Annotated in this window: 15 protein-coding genes; 8 read left to right on the forward strand and 7 right to left on the reverse strand. The window is 59.6% G+C overall.

Annotated features, from left to right (window positions below; translation table 11 throughout):
* Positions 1-209: 209 nt before the first annotated feature.
* From ACP_RS05210 to ACP_RS05240, 7 genes are all read right to left on the reverse strand, one after another.
* A complete protein-coding gene (locus tag ACP_RS05210) occupies positions 210-1,607 on the reverse strand; it encodes a UDP-N-acetylmuramoyl-tripeptide--D-alanyl-D-alanine ligase (protein ID WP_015896248.1) in 1,398 nt (465 codons plus the stop codon).
* Positions 1,604-3,112, reverse strand: coding sequence for a UDP-N-acetylmuramoyl-L-alanyl-D-glutamate--2,6-diaminopimelate ligase (locus tag ACP_RS05215; protein WP_015896249.1), 1,509 nt, complete (start codon positions 3,110-3,112; stop codon positions 1,604-1,606). Before ACP_RS05215 ends, ACP_RS05210 begins: the two co-directional genes overlap by 4 nt.
* A gap of 66 nt (positions 3,113-3,178) precedes the next feature.
* Positions 3,179-5,503, reverse strand: coding sequence for a penicillin-binding protein (locus ACP_RS05220; RefSeq protein ID WP_148215042.1), 2,325 nt, complete (start codon positions 5,501-5,503; stop codon positions 3,179-3,181).
* Positions 5,504-5,571: 68 nt separating this feature from the next.
* Positions 5,572-6,102 (reverse strand): FtsB/FtsL family cell division protein, encoded by a 531-nt coding sequence (locus ACP_RS05225; protein WP_015896251.1) that lies wholly within the window; start codon positions 6,100-6,102, stop codon positions 5,572-5,574.
* A gap of 163 nt (positions 6,103-6,265) precedes the next feature.
* Positions 6,266-7,159: a 16S rRNA (cytosine(1402)-N(4))-methyltransferase RsmH gene (gene rsmH, locus ACP_RS05230; RefSeq protein ID WP_015896252.1), complete on the reverse strand. Its 894-nt coding sequence runs from the start codon at positions 7,157-7,159 to the stop codon at positions 6,266-6,268.
* A gap of 26 nt (positions 7,160-7,185) precedes the next feature.
* The gene (locus tag ACP_RS05235) at positions 7,186-7,626 is read right to left on the reverse strand and encodes a division/cell wall cluster transcriptional repressor MraZ (RefSeq protein WP_015896253.1); all 441 of its coding nucleotides are present in this window, start codon (positions 7,624-7,626) and stop codon (positions 7,186-7,188) included.
* Between the two features lie 330 nt (positions 7,627-7,956).
* Positions 7,957-8,496 carry a DUF2127 domain-containing protein gene (locus tag ACP_RS05240; RefSeq protein WP_015896254.1) on the reverse strand — a complete coding sequence of 180 codons (540 nt, stop codon included), beginning with the start codon at positions 8,494-8,496 and terminating at the stop codon, positions 7,957-7,959.
* 257 nt (positions 8,497-8,753) lie between these two features.
* On the opposite strand from ACP_RS05240, the gene ACP_RS05245 reads away from it, so the two are divergent.
* From ACP_RS05245 to ACP_RS05280, 8 genes are all read left to right on the forward strand, one after another.
* The gene (locus ACP_RS05245) at positions 8,754-9,326 is read left to right on the forward strand and encodes an SRPBCC family protein (RefSeq protein ID WP_015896255.1); all 573 of its coding nucleotides are present in this window, start codon (positions 8,754-8,756) and stop codon (positions 9,324-9,326) included.
* A gap of 281 nt (positions 9,327-9,607) precedes the next feature.
* The gene (locus ACP_RS05250) at positions 9,608-11,608 is read left to right on the forward strand and encodes a tetratricopeptide repeat protein (protein WP_052294687.1); all 2,001 of its coding nucleotides are present in this window, start codon (positions 9,608-9,610) and stop codon (positions 11,606-11,608) included.
* Positions 11,605-12,750, forward strand: coding sequence for a dGTP triphosphohydrolase (dgt, locus tag ACP_RS05255; RefSeq protein WP_015896257.1), 1,146 nt, complete (start codon positions 11,605-11,607; stop codon positions 12,748-12,750). The genes ACP_RS05250 and dgt overlap by 4 nt, the downstream gene beginning before the upstream one ends.
* Before the next feature lie 203 nt (positions 12,751-12,953).
* Positions 12,954-13,469 (forward strand): TadE/TadG family type IV pilus assembly protein, encoded by a 516-nt coding sequence (locus ACP_RS05260; RefSeq protein ID WP_169305920.1) that lies wholly within the window; start codon positions 12,954-12,956, stop codon positions 13,467-13,469.
* Between the two features lie 2 nt (positions 13,470-13,471).
* Positions 13,472-13,921: a TadE/TadG family type IV pilus assembly protein gene (locus tag ACP_RS05265; RefSeq protein ID WP_015896259.1), complete on the forward strand. Its 450-nt coding sequence runs from the start codon at positions 13,472-13,474 to the stop codon at positions 13,919-13,921.
* Positions 13,911-15,680 (forward strand): pilus assembly protein TadG-related protein, encoded by a 1,770-nt coding sequence (locus ACP_RS05270; RefSeq protein WP_169305921.1) that lies wholly within the window; start codon positions 13,911-13,913, stop codon positions 15,678-15,680. Before ACP_RS05265 ends, ACP_RS05270 begins: the two co-directional genes overlap by 11 nt.
* A gap of 241 nt (positions 15,681-15,921) precedes the next feature.
* Positions 15,922-16,107, forward strand: a complete 186-nt coding sequence (locus tag ACP_RS05275) for a Flp family type IVb pilin (RefSeq protein WP_041839306.1) — start codon at positions 15,922-15,924, stop codon at positions 16,105-16,107.
* Between the two features lie 118 nt (positions 16,108-16,225).
* Positions 16,226-16,801: an A24 family peptidase gene (locus ACP_RS05280; RefSeq protein WP_015896262.1), complete on the forward strand. Its 576-nt coding sequence runs from the start codon at positions 16,226-16,228 to the stop codon at positions 16,799-16,801.
* Positions 16,802-16,803 lie beyond the last annotated feature (2 nt).

A 16,803-nucleotide genomic window follows, 5' to 3' on the forward strand; every position in this document is an offset into this window, starting at 1 on the left:
TCCTCCGGCGAGGGAAAAGAGTGTCGCTCGTTATCTTAGAGCATTTTCACAGATACTGTGCTTCAACCGGCGTCCTCTTCGTGCAGCCAATCTTCGATGGATTGGCTGCGTAGAGGGTAGAGGCCGTAGCATACACCATCTGTGAAAATGCTTTAACGCGGTTGTGTGACAGGTCGCGGCGGGTATTTGCACAGGGGGAACCGGCAACGCTACGCCAGCGTGCCGGAATCCTCTGCCTGCAACACATCGAGCGCACGCTCGAGGCGAACGCCGCGCGAGGCCTTGAGCAGCACGGCATCGCCCTCACGCAGGTTTGCCTTGAGCCAGATGCCCGCGTCTTCCGGCGTTTCGACGTAGACGGCATCGGCACCGGCGCGACGGGCGGCATCGACGATCTGCGAGGCTGCACCTCGGACGCCCACGACGATATCCACCTTGGCGGCTGCGGCAGCCTCGCCACAGGCGGCGTGCAGGGCCGGGGCTTCCGCGCCGAGCTCGAGCATTTCGCCAGCCACCAATATATGACGGTTGCCGGGCATGCCCATCAGCGTGGCAATCATCGCTTTCAGTGCCTCAGGGTTGGAGTTATAGCAGTCGTTGACAATGGAAGCGCCCCGCCACGGAATGATTTGCCCACGCTTCTCATCGGCTCGCAGCGATTCGAGGGCACGCGCGCCGATCTCGAGCGGAATTTCAGCCGCAAGGCCGACGGCCAGTGCCGCCAAGGCGTTCGAAACATTGTGCTCGCCCAGCAGATGCAGGTGCAGCGTGGCGCAGCGGCCCTCGGCGGATACGGTAAGACGTGTGCCCTCCGCACCGAGATTTTCCAGTTGCTCTACACGCAGATGGGCGCAGGGGCCGCGGCCAAAAAGGATGACGCGCCCGTGAAAGTCGCGGCCAAATTGCGAGACATAGGCATCATCGCAGTTCAGAAATGCGATGCCCTCGGCGGGCAATGCCTGCACCAGCTCATATTTGGCGCGGGCCACCCCGGCGATGCCATCAGTGAAGTTTTCGACATGCGCCTTGCCGACGTTGGTCACGACGCCCCAGTCGGGCATGGCGATGCGGGCAAGAGCCGTGATTTCACCGGCATGATTCATGCCCATCTCAATGACGGCGATTTCGTCTTCGGTGTCGAGACGCAGCAACTGCAGCGGCAGGCCAAAGTTGTTGTTGAGATTGCCCTGCGACTTGAGGACGCGGTAGCCTGCGCCAAGCACAGCGGCAATGGCCTCTTTGGTGGTGGTTTTGCCGGCTGAGCCGGTGACGCCGACCACGCGCTTGCCCCAGTGGCGGCGCACGGCTGCGGCGAGCTGCTGCAGAGCCGCGAGCGGGTCGTCCACCAGAAGGAGCGATGCGTGATCGATCAGCGGCAACAGCTCTGCCGCGCGAGCACGCGAGACGACTGCGCCGACGGCCCCGCGATGGATGGCTGCCGCGACAAAGTCGTGCCCATCAAAGCGGTCGCCCTTGACGGCGAAGAAGAGATCGTCCGTCGCCAGCGTGCGCGAATCGATCGAGTAGCCGGTGGCCGGACGAGCGGGCTGCGAGGATCGCAATTCCGCAGAGCACCAGCGGGCAATCTGTTCGAGCGTCAGTTTCATTGAGAGGCTCCGGCGAATCTCATCTCACGCAGCACGGCTGCGGCCACGGCAACATCGTCGAATGGAATCGTACCGTGCCGGAGCGTCTGTGTCTTCTCATGCCCTTTGCCGGCCAGCAATACGATATCGCCGGGCTGGGCAATCTCGAGGGCCATGCGAATGCCGCGCGCGCGGTCGGGCTCCAGCATGTACCAAGTGCGCGGCACGGTGAGGCCGGGCAGCACGTCGGCCAGAATGGCTTCGGGATCTTCGCTGCGCGGGTTGTCGGAGGTGAGCACCACCACGTCGCTGCCCTCCGCAGCAGCCTGCCCCATGAGCGGGCGCTTGGTGCGGTCACGGTCGCCGCCGCAGCCAAACAAGGTGATGACGCGCCCCTTATGCTTGTGGACCAGGTCGCGGGCCAGCGCAATCAGATTGCGAAGCGCATCATCGGTATGGGCGTAATCCACGACCACGGTGAAGGGCTGGCCCTCATCGATGGTCTGAAAGCGGCCGGGCACACTGTGCAGGTGAGCCACGCTTTCGACCACCTGGTCAAAGGCGAGTCCCCGGGCGAGGGCCCCCGCGCTGGCGGCGAGCAGGTTGTAGACGTTGACGCGGCCGATCAGCCTTGTTGTGACCGGCGCGTGACCAAAGGGTGTGTGCCAGTGGAAGCGCATGCCACCGCCGCTCAACTGCACGTCTTCGGCGCGAAATTCTCCCGTATTGAACCCATAGGAGTAGATTTCGCTGCCGTGCTCGCGCGCCGTGAGGGCCAGCTCTGCCCCGTGCGGATCTTCAAGATTGAGAACAGAAACACGCGGCGGCTGGCCAAGGCTTGCGTCGAACAGCATCCGCTTAGCGGCGAAATACTGCTGCATGCTGCCGTGAAAGTCCAGATGGTCGCGGGTGAGATTGGTGAAGATGGCCACGTCATAAGGGATGCCGTAGACGCGCCCCTGCGCGAGCGCGTGCGAGGAGACTTCCATGACGGCTTCGGTGACACCGGCATCGACACCTTGACGAAAGAGTGCGAGCAGGTCGCGCGACTCCGGCGTGGTGTGCGGCGAGGGCAGCACCTGACCGGCCAGATGATATTCGATGGTGCCGACCAATGCAGTTTTGCGCTGCGCATGCTGCAGCAGGCTTTCCAGGAGAAACGTGGTGGTGGTTTTGCCGTTGGTTCCAGTGACGCCGCTGACGGCCAGTTGGCGTTCCGGATGCCCGAAGAAGTTTGCCGCCACGAGCGCCATGGCCTGGCGACCATGCGGCACCTGCGCGATGGCGACATCGGTCCGCAGCGACCATGTGGCCATCGCTTCAGCAGAATCGGTGAGGATGGCGCCTGCGCCTTTTTCAATAGCGGCGCCGATATAACGATTGCCATCCACAGTTTCTCCGCGCATGGCAACGAAGAGCGCGCCGGGGGTTACGCGGCGCGAATCATACTCGACTCCGGTCAGTTCCGGGTCGGGCCCGGAGCGAGCGGTGGTGTCGACTCCGGCAAGGGCCTGACTGAATTGCATGCGTTCAGAAGAACGAATTTACATGCGGTTGCGCAAGTGGAAATCGATTTGCCTGCATTTTTTGCGCTACGGCTGAAAGCTGACAACAATTTGCGTGCCTTCAGGTACCCGAGTACCGGCGGCAGGCACCTGCTGGTGCGCCAGTCCTGAGCCGAGCACCTGCACGCCGAGTCCAGCAGCGCCCGCCTGTTCAATCACCTCGCGCACTGACTTGCCGAGGAATGAGGGCACGATGACCTTGTCGCGCGCATTGACCGTGATGCTGCCTGGCGCTCCGGCGGGCTGGGCGGATGGGGGAGGCTGCTGCGCCGCGGCAGGGGTTTCGGAAGCAAAGGGTGGAGCCGGATGCATGCTGCCATCCGAATCAGAGGACACGGGCACATCGGGCGGATTGGATTGCCCATCGACCGGCGCGCTGCCCGGAGGATTCTGCTGGCGGAGCGGATCGTCGGGCGGCAGATGATTGACCTCGTTGAAGAGCGAGTTCATATCGCCCAACTGCTGCTGCGGCTCTTCGACCGGGGCGCTCTTGATCTCCTGCGCGATCTGCTTTTTGGTCTTGAGGGGCTGGTCGTGCGGCACTCCGAGATATTCGAGGACTTCTTGCGCAAGCTGGCGAAAGACGGGAGCGCTGGCCAGGGTTCCGAAGTGGTACTTGTGCTCGGGCGAATCCATAACAACCGCGATGGTGACGGCTGGATCATTGACCGGAGCATAACCCACGAACGAGGCGACGAACTTGGTTTTGGAGTAGGTATGGGTGCGCGGATCGATTTTCTCTGCCGTGCCGGTTTTGCCGGCGGCGCTGTATCCATCCAACTGAGCCGGAATGCCGGTGCCATAGAGCACGACGCCTTCCATCATCTTGCGCATTTCGGCCGAAGCCATCTCAGAGATGACGCGGTGCGCGCCGGGAGGCAACGGGTCTGGCAGATTGTCGCCGGGATGAAAGGCGGCGGCGGCCAGGCCTGTCTTGGGGGTTTGCTGCGTCTGCTCGAGAACAATGTGCGGCGGCAGGTATACGCCGCCATTGGCGACGGTGGATGCCATGGTGACGAGTTGCAACGGGGTGACGCCAATCTCCTGCCCCATGGGGATGGAGCCGATCGTGGTCGGCTGCCAGCGGCTGGGAGGCTTGAGCAAGCCGCGGGTCTCGCCGGGCAGCGAAATGCCGGTGCGCTGGCCGAAGCCGAAGGCGCGGATGTAGTTGTAGAAAGAGTCTTTGCCCATGCGCTCGGCAAGCTCAATGGCCGCCACGTCGCTGGATTGCCACAGCGCCTGGCTGGCGGTGAGCACATTGCCGCGCTGCGCCTCATAGCGGATGGCATCGTTGTCGTCATGGACGATGCGGCCCGAGACATTGATGTGGCCGCCAAGGGTGGGAATCATGGATTCGGGCGTGATGATGTTCTGCTGCAGAGCCGCGGAATAGACCACGAGCTTGAAGGTCGAGCCGGGCTCATAGACGTCGCTGACGGCCCAGTCTTCCAACTGCGCGGGGTTGTCAAAACGATAGTTATTCGGATTGAAGGTAGGGCGGTTGGCCAGCGCGAGAATCTGCCCGGTGTGCGGGTCCTGCACGACGATGGTGCCGTGCTCGGCGTGGGTGCGCTCCATATTTTCATCGAGCGCCTTCTCGGCCATGTACTGGATGTTGGCGTCAATGGTCAGGACGAGATTCTCGCCCGGCTTGGGGTCGCGCTCCTGGCTGCCCAGCACATGGCGGCGCGCGTCAAGGGCCGTGAGCATGCGACCGGGGACACCCCGCAGTTCCTTATTGAACTCGTATTCGAGGCCACCGAGCCCCTGTTCATCGGAGCCGACATAGCCGAGCACCTGCGCGGCCAGGGCCTGATCGGGGTAATAGCGCTTGAATTCGCGGACGAAATAGACGCCCTTGAGATGCAGAGCCTTGACGCGCTGATAAACACTGGGATCCAGCCGGCGGGCCACCCAGGCGAAGTCCCGCGACGCATTCATCCGCGCCTGAATAGCTTTGGCCGTGGTGTAGCGATCATCTGGATTGGTGTGGACGATCTTTGCCAGAAGATCGGCGTCGGCCGCCTTATCGGTGACGTCGTAAGGCACCGCGTAGGCAGACTCGGCGTAGACGGAGACGGCCAGCGGGTGCAGATCGCGGTCGTAGAGGATGCCACGGCGCGGCGCGACCTCGAAGGTGCGCTCCTGCTCACCCTTGGCCTCCTGCACGAACTTGTGGTGATCGACGACCTGGAGCCAGAAGAGGCGCGCACCGATGATGGCGGCCCAAGCCGCAAAAAGGGCAAGAGCGACAACAATACGTATGCGCCGCATCGGCGTAGCGAGCGGCGCAGAGCGTGTGTTCTTTTGTGTGGCGGCGGAACGGGTTCGTGGAGCAACCGGTGTGCTCATGACAGGAGGAACGGCCTCCTCACCCAGCGCGCCTTGCAGTACAACTCAGTCAACAGCAGCCTCGCTGCCTAGTGTATGACCGGCGGGGTGGCCTCGGCCAGCACCGGAGCATTGGGATTGCCGGTAAGCATCGTGCTGCCATCCGGGTAAACGACCTGGCCAGGCTGAGGCGCCTGCAGACCCAGGCTGTTGGCCAACTGGTCGATGCGGGCCGGGCTGTTCAACTGCGCCTCGGTCAACTGCAGTCCGCGATTTACCTCTTGCAACTGACGCAACTGCTGCTTTTCCGCCTCGATGTGATAGCCGTACTCAATGGCGCTGAAGTGCTGCCATCCGTAGATCAGAAGCAGGCCCAGGAAAAGAGCCATGGCCGCGGCGAAGGAGCGCATTTCGCGCGCACGCTGCGGATCAGCGGCCTTGACCAGGCGGCTGTTGTCAATCTTCTTGGTGAAGAGAACTTCAGGCGTGGGGCCGCGGCGCGCACGCTGCTGCGCGGCGAGCAGGGACAGATTGCGCTCCCGGAAGCGGTCCGCGCTGCGATCCTGATCGCGGCGTCCGGTTTCGATTCCAAATTGTCCGGTGATGACTTGCGTCGCCATGCTAGTTCTCCTGAATCCCTTGCCTGCTTTGCCTTTCCTTTACGACCGGGCCGGGGCCGCTATGAGGAAAGGATGTGTACTGCGGGTCGTTACTGCGTATGTTTCGTTCAAGCTTTTGCCGTTTACTGCGGTGGGACGACCCCGGGCCCGATGCTGCGAAAATCTACTTCTTTTCCGCGGCGCGCAGCTTGGCGCTGCGTGCGCGGGGATTGCGATCCGTTTCCTCTTCGCCAGCGGTGAGCGGCTTGCGCGTGAGCACCTCGTAGATGCCCTGCTGCCCGCCCTCGCGCAACGCGTCTTTCGCAATGCGGTCTTCGAGAGAGTGGAAGCTGATGACCACCAACCGCCCACCCTTGCGCAACAGCTTTGGCGCGACCTTGAGCAGCGCCTCGATTTGCCCCAGTTCCTGATTCACATAAATCCGGAGGGCTTGAAAGGTTCTTGTCGCCGGATGAATCCGCTCGGATTTCATCGCCGGGGCCGCGGCCGATACAACCCGCGCTAGCTGCGCAGTGGTACTGACCGGCCGCGCCCTGACAATGGCTCTGGCGATTCTCCGCGACCTCCTTTCCTCTCCGAATTCGTAAATCAGGTCGGCGAGCTCTTTTTCGCCGAACTGGTTTACCACCTGTGCGGCAGTCAGTCCCACTCGCGGATTCATCCGCATGTCGAGAGGGCCGTCTGCCTGAAAACTGAATCCTCTGTGTGCTTCGTCAAACTGCAGCGAGCTCACTCCAAAGTCGGCCAGCAGGCCATCGAGGCTGCCTGGTTCAATCAGGTCTTCTGCCTCGCTGAACTCAGTGCTGTGCAGAATGACCTTCGGCATTTCGCTGCCCAGCTCCGCGCGCAACGCGTCGAGCCTGGACTTGGCCAGCTCCATCGCTTCAGGGTCGCGGTCAAACGCAATCAGCGTGCCGCCGGGCCCCAGCAATCGGGCAATGGCCGAAGAGTGACCTGCAAGTCCCAGGGTGGCGTCTGCATACGTGCCGCCCCGGCGCACATTCAGGTATCGGATCGCATCCTGTAAAAGAACCGGCACATGACGCTCACGCTCCATGTGCTCCCCCTTGGGGGTCTTTGCCGTTACAAACCAAATTCAGCCAGCGCCTGCTCATCTTCCGCCGTCATGGGATTGAGCTCCATGTTCTGCTTGAAGGCCTCGTGGTTCGCGACCTCGAGGTAAGACTGCATGCCGAAGACGACCACATCGCCTGTGACCTGAGCCGACTCGCGCAGAATCTGGGGCAACAGCACCCGGCCCTGCGCGTCCATTTCCACCATCTGGCCGTAGTAATTGACCCGGTCCAGAAACTTCTTCTTGGCAGGATTCATGTTCGGGATCTGGGCAAGCTTCTGCTCAACCTTTTCCCACTCCTGCAGCGGATAAATCTCGGCGACCTTTCCATCCTTGCTGGTGATGAAGAACTGGGAGCCGTACTGCTCGTCGATCCGGCGCTTGAAATCCGCCGGCAGCTTGAGCCGCCCCTTTTCATCAACCCGGGTTGGGTGGTTGCCGCGAAACATCGTTGATCACCCTGGTCCTTTGGGGCTGATTTCGCCGTTCGGACCTCAAATTTACCTGCTACCCTGTTGCTTCTATCGTCAGCGGCCAGAAAATCATAAGTAACACTCCACTTCTGACCACTTTTGTCCACATCCTACCCCACCCCGGGTATGTGTCAAAGCCAAAAAATCAATGGTTTATGAGGAAAAACGGCAAAAGGCGAAGGGGTGGCGAAGAGAAGATTAGAGAAATCTACGAATGTGGGGTACCACTATGGATTACCCAACCTGTTGTGGTTAATCAATTTGATTCCGGCAGGGCGATTAGGGCTTGCAATGCCGAGAAACCACCTACAGACCGGCCTCTTTTTCTGTGCGACGCAGCATGCGCCGTCTGGCCTGCTCCTGCACAACCCACAACAGATAAAGCACCATGAGGACATTGGCCAGCGCGAGGCCAACTTTGAACCAGGTCACTCTCCGGATCAGCTCATAGATCTCCCAGGGGAGAAATGCGGCGGAAATGATGAGGGTGACATACTCAGCCCAGACTTTCTCCAGAACAAGTCCTGTACCCTCAATGAGATCAAGCGCGGCATAGGCAAAGATCGCGGCGCTGATGAGGCGGAGCTGGTGGGGGCCGATGAGCGCGGTTTTGGTAAGCAGGAGGCCGACAAAGTGGCTTTCCGGATCAAAATGCAGGTCGAGAACGACCCAGTGGGTCACCATATCCACCAGGTCTTTGTGCAGGAGCCGCAGTGCGCCAAAACCGAGCAGGATGCAAAGAAAGCCTTTGAGGAGTTTCAATGCTCCAATGATCACCAGCCATTGATGGTGCTCTGCGTGTGCTCTGGGGGTTCCGTGATCTGCCTGCTTCCCCGCGCGATGCATAAAGAGTCCGATGCGACTTTCTCCTGCCCCAAGGTTCTCAGAATAGCGGAGATGGACCAGGTTGCAAGTGGCGGGTAACGATTTATGTCCTGAGGGTCTCTATCCATTTATTTATGTAGGCGACAGTTGAATAGGGGATACTGGCATTCGCATGCAGACCAGCGCCTGTACCGTATATGTTTTGCTGCGATCAACACCAGCGGCGAGGACTTTCGCTGCTCACCCCAATCGATCTGGAACTTCCGTAAGGTAAGCATATGCGCCATCACTATCGCAGCAGCCAATGGCTTCCCTACCCCGTGGAACTGGTCTTCGCATTCTTTGCGAATCCTCAGAATCTGCCTCCGCTCATGCCGCGCTGGCAGAAGGTCAGGATCGAGGAGCTGCGTCTGACGCCGCCTCCGCCGCGTCCGGAGCAGGAAGAGCGGCTGAAGCTGCGCAGTGTGGCGGCCGGAGAAGGTACGGAGATGGTGATCAGCTTCCGGCCCGTTCCCTTTTGCCCTGTCCGGCTGCCCTGGGATGCACGCATCACGGAGTTTGTGTGGAACGAGCATTTCTGCGACGAGCAGGGGCGGCGCGGTCCCTTCCGCTCCTGGAAGCACTGCCACTGGGTGGAGGAGGAGGAACGCGACGGAAAGACAGGTACAAGAGTCACGGACGATCTGACTTTTTCCATGCGGATGGGAGTGCTGGGCGAGATTGGGTACTGGATCGCCGCGAAGGAACAGATTGCGTCGCTGTTCGATTACCGGCAGAAGACGGTCGCAGAGATTCTTGCGCGCTTTCCGTTGAAAACCGGCGATGGACAAGGGCCGGCGACGGCGCGGTAACAGGAGCCTGTCTACAGCCTGTCTACGGCCCGCATGCGAACAGGGGTACAATCTTGGGTAACGAAGGCACTTCGGCCAGGCGCACCCAGAGCACGCGGCCAGCCGGTTGTACTCCAGTAAGGCCCAGGGAAAGGTCCAGGTTACAAACCCCTCGCATGCGTCGTTCTTTTCTTCGTAACGCCCCGCTTTTACTCATTGCCAGCCTTGCGCTTTCGTCTGCCGGTTGGGCGCAAAAATCCAATGCACCTCAGACATCGAAAGCAAAAGCATCGCCCGCACAGATGAGCGGCAAGAGCGCAGTGGATGGTTCGAAGAGCGCCAATGTGGCGGATGCTTACTACCATTACATGCTGGCGCATGAGTATGAAGAGATGTCGTCGGTGTACGGGCGGCCGGAGTATGCGGAAAAGGCCTCGCAGCAGTACCACCAGGCCTTGGCGGAGGACCCGGACTCAAAGTATCTGAAGAGCCATCTTGCGGAGCTTTACTTCCAGACGGGCCGCATCAAGGACGCCATTGTCGCCGCACAGGAAGAAGTGAAATCGAATCCTGATGATCTGGAAGCGCACAAGCTGCTGGCCCAAATTTACCTGCAGTCCATCAGCAATGATCAGCAGGACAATCAGATGGCGCAGCAGATGCTGAATCTGGCCATCGGAGAATATCAGAAGATCACCGCGCTCGAGCCGGGCAAGATTCCGGATCACATCATGCTGGGCCGCCTGTATGCGGCGAATCATCAGATGGATAAGGCCGAAGCAGAGTTTCAGAAGGCCTACCAGATTGATCCCTCGTCTGAGGAAACGATTCTGAGCGTAGCCCGCTTCTACAGCGAGCAGGGAGACAACGCCAAAGCCATTGCCACGCTGAAGAGCGTTACAGCGGCCGACCAGACGCCACGCATCGAATACGCTCTGGGCCTCAGCTACGACCAGTTGAAAGAACCAACCAAAGCCATTGCCGCGTATCAGCGGGCGCTGCAGCTTGATCCTGATAACCCTGAGATTGAAAAGCCACTGGCCAAAGATCTGTTCGCGGCCCACCAGTTTGATCAGGCCCTGCAGGTGTATCAGGACCTGGTATCGTCAGAGCCGAACAATGGCAAGGCCTACCTGCGCATCTCAGACATTGAGCGCCACGATGGGCGTTTTCAGCAGGCCTATGACAATTTGATGAAGGCAAAGGCAATCACGCCGGACTCGGTAGAGATTGCTTACGACCAGGGGCTGCTGGCGGATGCGCTGGGCCACTTTGAAGAAGCTGAAGGAATCTTCAAGAAGCTGGTTGCGATCTCCGATCACCCGAGCAATATCTACTCGCCCGACGAGAAGAGCGACCGCTATCTGTTTCTTGACCGGCTGGCCAGCGTGTATCGCGAGCAGAACAAGGTGGATCAGGCGATCGCGGTCTATGAAAAGATGGCCCTGCTGGGCCATGACTATGCCGAGCGCGCCTATCAATCAGAAGTAGACACCTACGGATCAGCCCATCAGTACGCCAAAGCTGAAGGGGCCGCGCAGGAAGCGGTGCAGAAGATGCCGAACGACCAGGCAATGAAGCTGCTGCTGGCGGGCGAAATGGCGGACAACGGCAAGGTGCAGGATGCGCTGAAGCTGGAGAAGTCTCTTCTGACGGGCAAGCCGGATGACCGGGCTGTTTACCTTTCAATGGCGCAGATTGAGACCCGTCTTAATCATTGGAAGCAAGCCTCAAACGACCTGAAAAAGGCGGAGAAGCTCGCAAAAACCAATGACGATAAAGTCTACGTCGACTTTCTGCGCGGAGTGCTCGAAGAACGCGAAGGACACATGGACAATGCGGAGGCGGAGTTCCGCAAGGTGCTCTCGATTGATCCGACCAACTCCATCACGCTGAATTATCTGGGCTACATGATGGCCGACCGCAGCGAAAATCTGCCGCAGGCGCTCGCCATGATTCAGAAGGCAGTGAAGCTGGATCCTTTGAACTATGCCTACCTCGATTCGCTGGGCTGGGCCTATTTCAAGATGGGCAACTTCGCCGAAGCAGAGAAAAACCTGCGGCAGGCTTGCGAACGCGACTCCACTGACCCGACGGTGCATGACCATCTGGGCCAGCTTTATGAAAAGACCGGCCATCTGAAAAAGGCCGCCGAGCAGTGGGAGTTGTCGCTGACGGAATTTGCTCATACGCTGCCTGCCGACGCCGAACCGGGCGAGTTGAGCAAAGTGCAAAAGCGGCTTGACCGGGTGAGAGTGCGACTGGCGAAGGAAACGCCCTCTCCTACAGTGACTCCTCAGTGAAACTGCTGCCGGATGCCTGCGCAGTGCCCGACAGCGGGCCTTTGACAGCGCGCCGCGTCGAGGAATCAGCACACGCTTACCGGACTCCTTTTGAGCGGGACCGTGCGCGCATCATCCACTCGCGCTCTTTTCGTCGTCTTGCTGGCAAGACGCAGGTCTTCACCGAGCGCTTCTCTGATCACTTCCGCAGCCGCCTGACCCATACTCTCGAAGTGGCGCAGATTGCCCGCAGCCTGGCGCGCGCGCTGGGGCTGAATGAAGCACTCACCGAAGCGCTGGCGCTGGTGCATGATATTGGGCATCCTCCCTTTGGGCACGCAGGCGAGCGAGCGCTGGACGAGGCGATGCGAGCGTATGGGCTGCGCTTTGACCACAATCTGCACGCGCTGCGCATTGTGGACTACTTTGAGGTGCGCTACCTTCGCTTTCGCGGACTGAACCTGACGCTGGGCGTGCGCGAAGGCATCGTGAAGCACTCGCGCGATTATGCGCTTGAAGAGCATCCGGAGTTGAACGAGTTTTTTCTGGACCAGCGGCCACCGCTGGAAGCGCAGCTCATTGATTTGGCGGATGAGATTGCTTACCTCACGGCAGATATGGACGATGGCATGGAAGCCGGCATCCTCACGCTGGGTGGCGTGCGTGCCGAAGTATCGCTTTTTGAGCGCTACTATGCCCCCCTGGAACGTGCCTATCCGGATGCACTGGCGAAGCTGAAATTCAACGAAGCAGTGAAGAGCATGTTGAATGCCCTGGTGACTGATCTGGCCGAGACCACTGCCGCCCACGTCGAGACGCATGACCTGCGCACGCTGGATGCGATTCGCCACTGGCCCGAGCGTATTGGCACATTCAGCCCGGAAATGGAAGCACTGCGGCTCGAAGCCAAGCGCTTTCTCTACCAAAATCTCTACCTGAGTGAAGATCTGGCAGGGTCTCATGATGAGGCCACCGAGGTTGTGCACCAGCTCTTCCACTACTGGATAAGCCACCCGGACGCATTGCCCGCCAGCTATACGGCGCAAATTGAAGAACAAGGTGCGCCACGCGTCATTGCGGACTACATCGCGGGCATGACGGATTCGTTCATTCTGCAATTACACCGGGAGCTGTTTCCGGGGGCAATGCAGCCTCGGACCTAGCCCGTTCGTAACAGGTAATAACACTCTTTGGTCATACCCTCCCGCTGACTCTAGGACTAGGCTGATGCTTTGCAGGGTGAACGACAACCCTGCTGCCTTGGTTCCTCATGCATCTGCCTTCCCCTGGACGCGAGCAGCGGTTACTGCCCGGGGCACAGCCTCGCAGGGCGGGTGCGCTATGTCGCGACACTCAGGGGCAAAGCTTGCTGGAGACAGCCGTCATGATGGTCGTGATGACGCTGCTCATTATCTATTCGGTCGATTACGGTTACTTTTTCATTGTGGCCGCCAACCTGACCTCAGCCGCGCGCAATGCCGCGGAATTCTCGATTCAGGGCTATCAGTCTCCGGGACAACAGAGTCTGCCTTTGGCCGGGCCGCCAAGTACGGCTGATACGGTAGCGGCGCTGGCTCTCGCCGATCTGGGCGGGCTGGCCAAATCGACAACGGTCACGACGATTACGGTGTGCTCAAAGCAATTGGGCACCAGCAACAACTACACCAAATGTGCCACCTATAACTACACCGGCGGCAGCACGCCCTATAGCACCACCACTACGACGGCGACGGAAGCCGATCCGGAAGCGCCCACCTTCTACCTGAATCGTGTGGATGTGACGTATAAGGTGCAGCCTCCGATTCCCATCTCGCTGTTTGGAGCAAACCTGGTGCCCAGCAGCAGCTTTCATCGAGCGGTCGTGATGCGAGCGGAGGACTGATCATGTTGCGCCGCCTGCGATCCCTGCTTCGCCGCACGCATGGCTCGGCCACGCTGGAGACGGCGCTGGCCTTGATTGTGGGGATCCCTTTTTGCCTGTACGCCTTTGAGACGTGCATGCTCACCTACACCGAAGGCGTGATTGCGGATGCGACGCGGCTCGGCGTGCGCTATGCCATTGTGCATGGAACCGACAGCAGCAATTGCAGTGGACCCAGCAAGGGCTGCGGCGACAGCACGGGAACAAATGTACAGAATGTGGTTACAAATAACGCTGTCATCAGCCTGCACAACATGACGGGGCTGGTGGTGACGGTCACTTATCCGGACGGAACATCCACCCCCGGCTCGCATGTGAAGGTGGAGTCCAGCTATGAGTATGTGCCCTACTTCAGCATGCCGGGAATCGCTCAGACCCTGCAGGCGGAATCGGAGGGGGTTGTTGTCTACTGACTTGCGCAGCAAAGTGCGAAACGCGCGGGCGGAGTCAGGCCAGGCAGCGATTGTGCTGCTTGCCTTTTTCTCTGTGCTGCTGCTCACCGCCGCAGGGTTGGCTGTGGATGTGAGCAATCTCTGGTTTCATCGGCAATCTGCGCAAGCAGCAGCGGACGCCGCCTGCCAGGCAGGCGCGCTGGACCTGCTGGACTCTTCTGCCGGAGGAACTCCCAGCTCGGGATTCACGCCGGGCACTGCCGGCACCTGCACTTCTACTTCCTCGGCCAGCATCTGCAAGTATGCCGCCTTCAATGGATTCAATAGCGCTGGTCCCAGTTCACCCTCTGCTACGAATACCAGTGCATGGAACAGTGTCAGTTATAGTTTTCCCAGCAGTATTGCCGGCATCACCACGCCTCCCACTTCGATGACCAGCACACCGTACCTGCAGGTCACTGTCACAGAGAGCGTTGGGACCTTCCTAATTCAACTAGTGCATGGCTTTCACTACTCGCAGGTGAAGGCCACATCGATCTGCGGACTGGCGGAAGTCATGGAACCGGCTCCCGTTCTGGTGCTGGATCCCACTGCTTCGGGCGCGTTCTATTATTCCGGCGGAGCCAGCCTGAACATCATCGGCGGACCATCACGCGCATTGCAGGTGGACTCGAACAGCAGCAGCGCAGTTGTGTGTGCTCCTTCAGGCGTGATCAACACAAGTCTCGGCGGCCCCAAGTATACGGGCTCTGACGTGGGCATCACGGGCGACGAACCGCTCAACACCAATGGCTGCCAGAACAGCGGCGGCTATGTCGGCTTCAACCCCGGCACCACCGGAAGTTGGAATCCCAATGTGCTGCCTGTGGGAGATCCTTATTCCGGCGTTGCGGCACCGACGAGCGTCATGTCGATTACGCCCGCGACCTACACCGCAACCAAGAACAGCAACTATGCGGCAGGCACTTATTACCGCTGGGTGGGCTACCATGTGGATGGCTGCCCTGACCCCAATGCGCCAGCTTACGACAACGGCATACCGACCAACTGCGCAGAGTTCGCGCCGGGCTACTACCCTAACGGCATCACTCTGCCGAACAACTACTCAACAGTCATTTTTCTGCCGGGCATCTATTACATCAATGGATCGCTGAACGTTACCAACAACGATGTTCGCGTTGGTCTTCCCTGCTGGAGCAGCTATACCTCGGGATACTCTGCAGCGGCATGCAGCCCGGTTTCGTCTGCGGAAGGATGGGATTACAGCCAGGGCCAGGGAGTGATGTTCTACTTCTCTTCGGGCACCTATACGGCCTCAGGCGGCAGCGGAGACAGTGGTCTCGATACGGTTCCTGCGACCATGCTGACCTGCGATGGATCATCACCACCATCCGAACTCAACATGCCATCCTCTCTGAATGATGACGACCTGCTGTGGGCACCCTGCACGCAGAACGGCACCTACTATGACAGCGGCGGAGACACGACTGACTCTGCCGGCAATCCGGGCGTGCGCGGGATTCTCATCTTTCAGGCGCATGGCGACACAGCCTCGCCGAACTTCTCAGGCAGCGCGGGCCTGTCTTTTGCCGGATCGCTCTACTTTCACTCCAGCAGCTATGGAGATGTGCTGAAACTCAGCGGCGGCACCAGCACCGGGACCTTCATTGTGGGCGACATTGTGACGGACCAGATCAGCCTGACCGGTAGCGGAGCCATCAATCTTGCCTTGCCCTCCACTCCCTCCATACCCACGCTGAAAGTCGCCGCATTTCAATAAACTTCGGGACTTTTATGGTTTTCCTGGGGATTATGCGTGTAGAGCTGGATGATTCCTTAGATGCCCGCTTCATCGTTACAAATATTTACCAAAAGTAACCGCACACTTGTGTTACCTGAGTACCACCAAAGTGCCAGCATGGAATGGGTACCAAAAGAGCGCTTTGAGGTTACTATTCTACCCAGGAGGCCGGACCGGTAAGGAAGTACGAGCCGGGTTTCGAGCCCTGGAGGAGAGACACATGAAGCACTATCGCACCGTTCTGAATAATCTGCTGCAGGATGAATCCGGTCAGGATCTGATCGAATACGCTCTCGTCGCCGCACTCATCGGCCTGGCCGCCGTTGCCGCCATGAGCGGAGTGGCCAACGGAATCAAGAACGCCTTTAACAGTGTCAACAATCAGCTCACAACCGCCACCAGCTAAGCCGATGAAACTTTCCTGGGTGGGCACCGCGCCCGATGACGGTGCCCATTCCTGAATCTCTATAACCCGCACGGCAGCCACACTCCCCTCAAAATATCGAGCTGCCTGCGATTGCCAGATGTACCTGGTTTTGACTGCTTTGGTGACTCCCATGAATGCTTCCCACCCTGCGCTGATCTATGTAATTGCAGCCTCCGCAGTTGCCCTTGCAGGCGCCGTCCACGATGCGCGCACCCGGCGGATTCCGAACAAGCTAACGGGGCCGGCGCTGCTGGCGGGGCTGCTGCTGCACTTTGCTTTTGACGGTTGGCGCGGAATGGGAATGGCAGCCCTGGCGGCGTTGCTGGCGTTTGTAGTCTTTCTGGTTTTCTTTCTTGCAGGCGGCATGGGCGCCGGCGATGTCAAGCTGATGACGGCTGTAGCCTGTGTGGCTGGGAATCACTTTGTGATCGAACTACTCGTCACCACGGCTATCGCCGGCGGTGTGATGGCCCTTGGATTGGCACTGGCACGTGGCCGTTTCAAGCAGACCCTGGGCAATGTCGCGATGCTCATGTCGCACCATCGCCATGCGGGATTGCAACCACATCCTGAGCTGAATGTCAGAAATCAGCAGAGCCTGCGTCTGCCTTATGGACTGGCGATTGCTGCCGGATGCATTTTTACCCTGGCATCGACCTATGTACGAGGTTAAGC

This window comes from Acidobacterium capsulatum ATCC 51196 (assembly GCF_000022565.1).
GTDB classification, from domain to species: domain Bacteria; phylum Acidobacteriota; class Terriglobia; order Terriglobales; family Acidobacteriaceae; genus Acidobacterium; species Acidobacterium capsulatum.

Excerpts from the sequence above, each read along its gene's own strand:
- ACP_RS05210 (WP_015896248.1), bottom strand. The coding sequence starts at position 1,607 with ATGAAACTGACGCTCGAACAGATTGCCCGCTGGTGCTCTGCGGAATTG.
- ACP_RS05215 (WP_015896249.1), bottom strand. The coding sequence starts at position 3,112 with ATGCAATTCAGTCAGGCCCTTGCCGGAGTCGACACCACCGCTCGCTCC.
- ACP_RS05220 (WP_148215042.1), bottom strand. The coding sequence starts at position 5,503 with ATGAGCACACCGGTTGCTCCACGAACCCGTTCCGCCGCCACACAAAAG.
- ACP_RS05225 (WP_015896251.1), bottom strand. The coding sequence starts at position 6,102 with ATGGCGACGCAAGTCATCACCGGACAATTTGGAATCGAAACCGGACGC.
- rsmH (WP_015896252.1), bottom strand. The coding sequence starts at position 7,159 with ATGGAGCGTGAGCGTCATGTGCCGGTTCTTTTACAGGATGCGATCCGA.
- ACP_RS05235 (WP_015896253.1), bottom strand. The coding sequence starts at position 7,626 with ATGTTTCGCGGCAACCACCCAACCCGGGTTGATGAAAAGGGGCGGCTC.
- ACP_RS05240 (WP_015896254.1), bottom strand. The coding sequence starts at position 8,496 with ATGCATCGCGCGGGGAAGCAGGCAGATCACGGAACCCCCAGAGCACAC.
- ACP_RS05245 (WP_015896255.1), top strand. The coding sequence starts at position 8,754 with ATGCGCCATCACTATCGCAGCAGCCAATGGCTTCCCTACCCCGTGGAA.
- ACP_RS05250 (WP_052294687.1), top strand. The coding sequence starts at position 9,608 with ATGAGCGGCAAGAGCGCAGTGGATGGTTCGAAGAGCGCCAATGTGGCG.
- ACP_RS05265 (WP_015896259.1), top strand. The coding sequence starts at position 13,472 with ATGTTGCGCCGCCTGCGATCCCTGCTTCGCCGCACGCATGGCTCGGCC.
- ACP_RS05275 (WP_041839306.1), top strand. The coding sequence starts at position 15,922 with ATGAAGCACTATCGCACCGTTCTGAATAATCTGCTGCAGGATGAATCC.
- ACP_RS05280 (WP_015896262.1), top strand. The coding sequence starts at position 16,226 with ATGTACCTGGTTTTGACTGCTTTGGTGACTCCCATGAATGCTTCCCAC.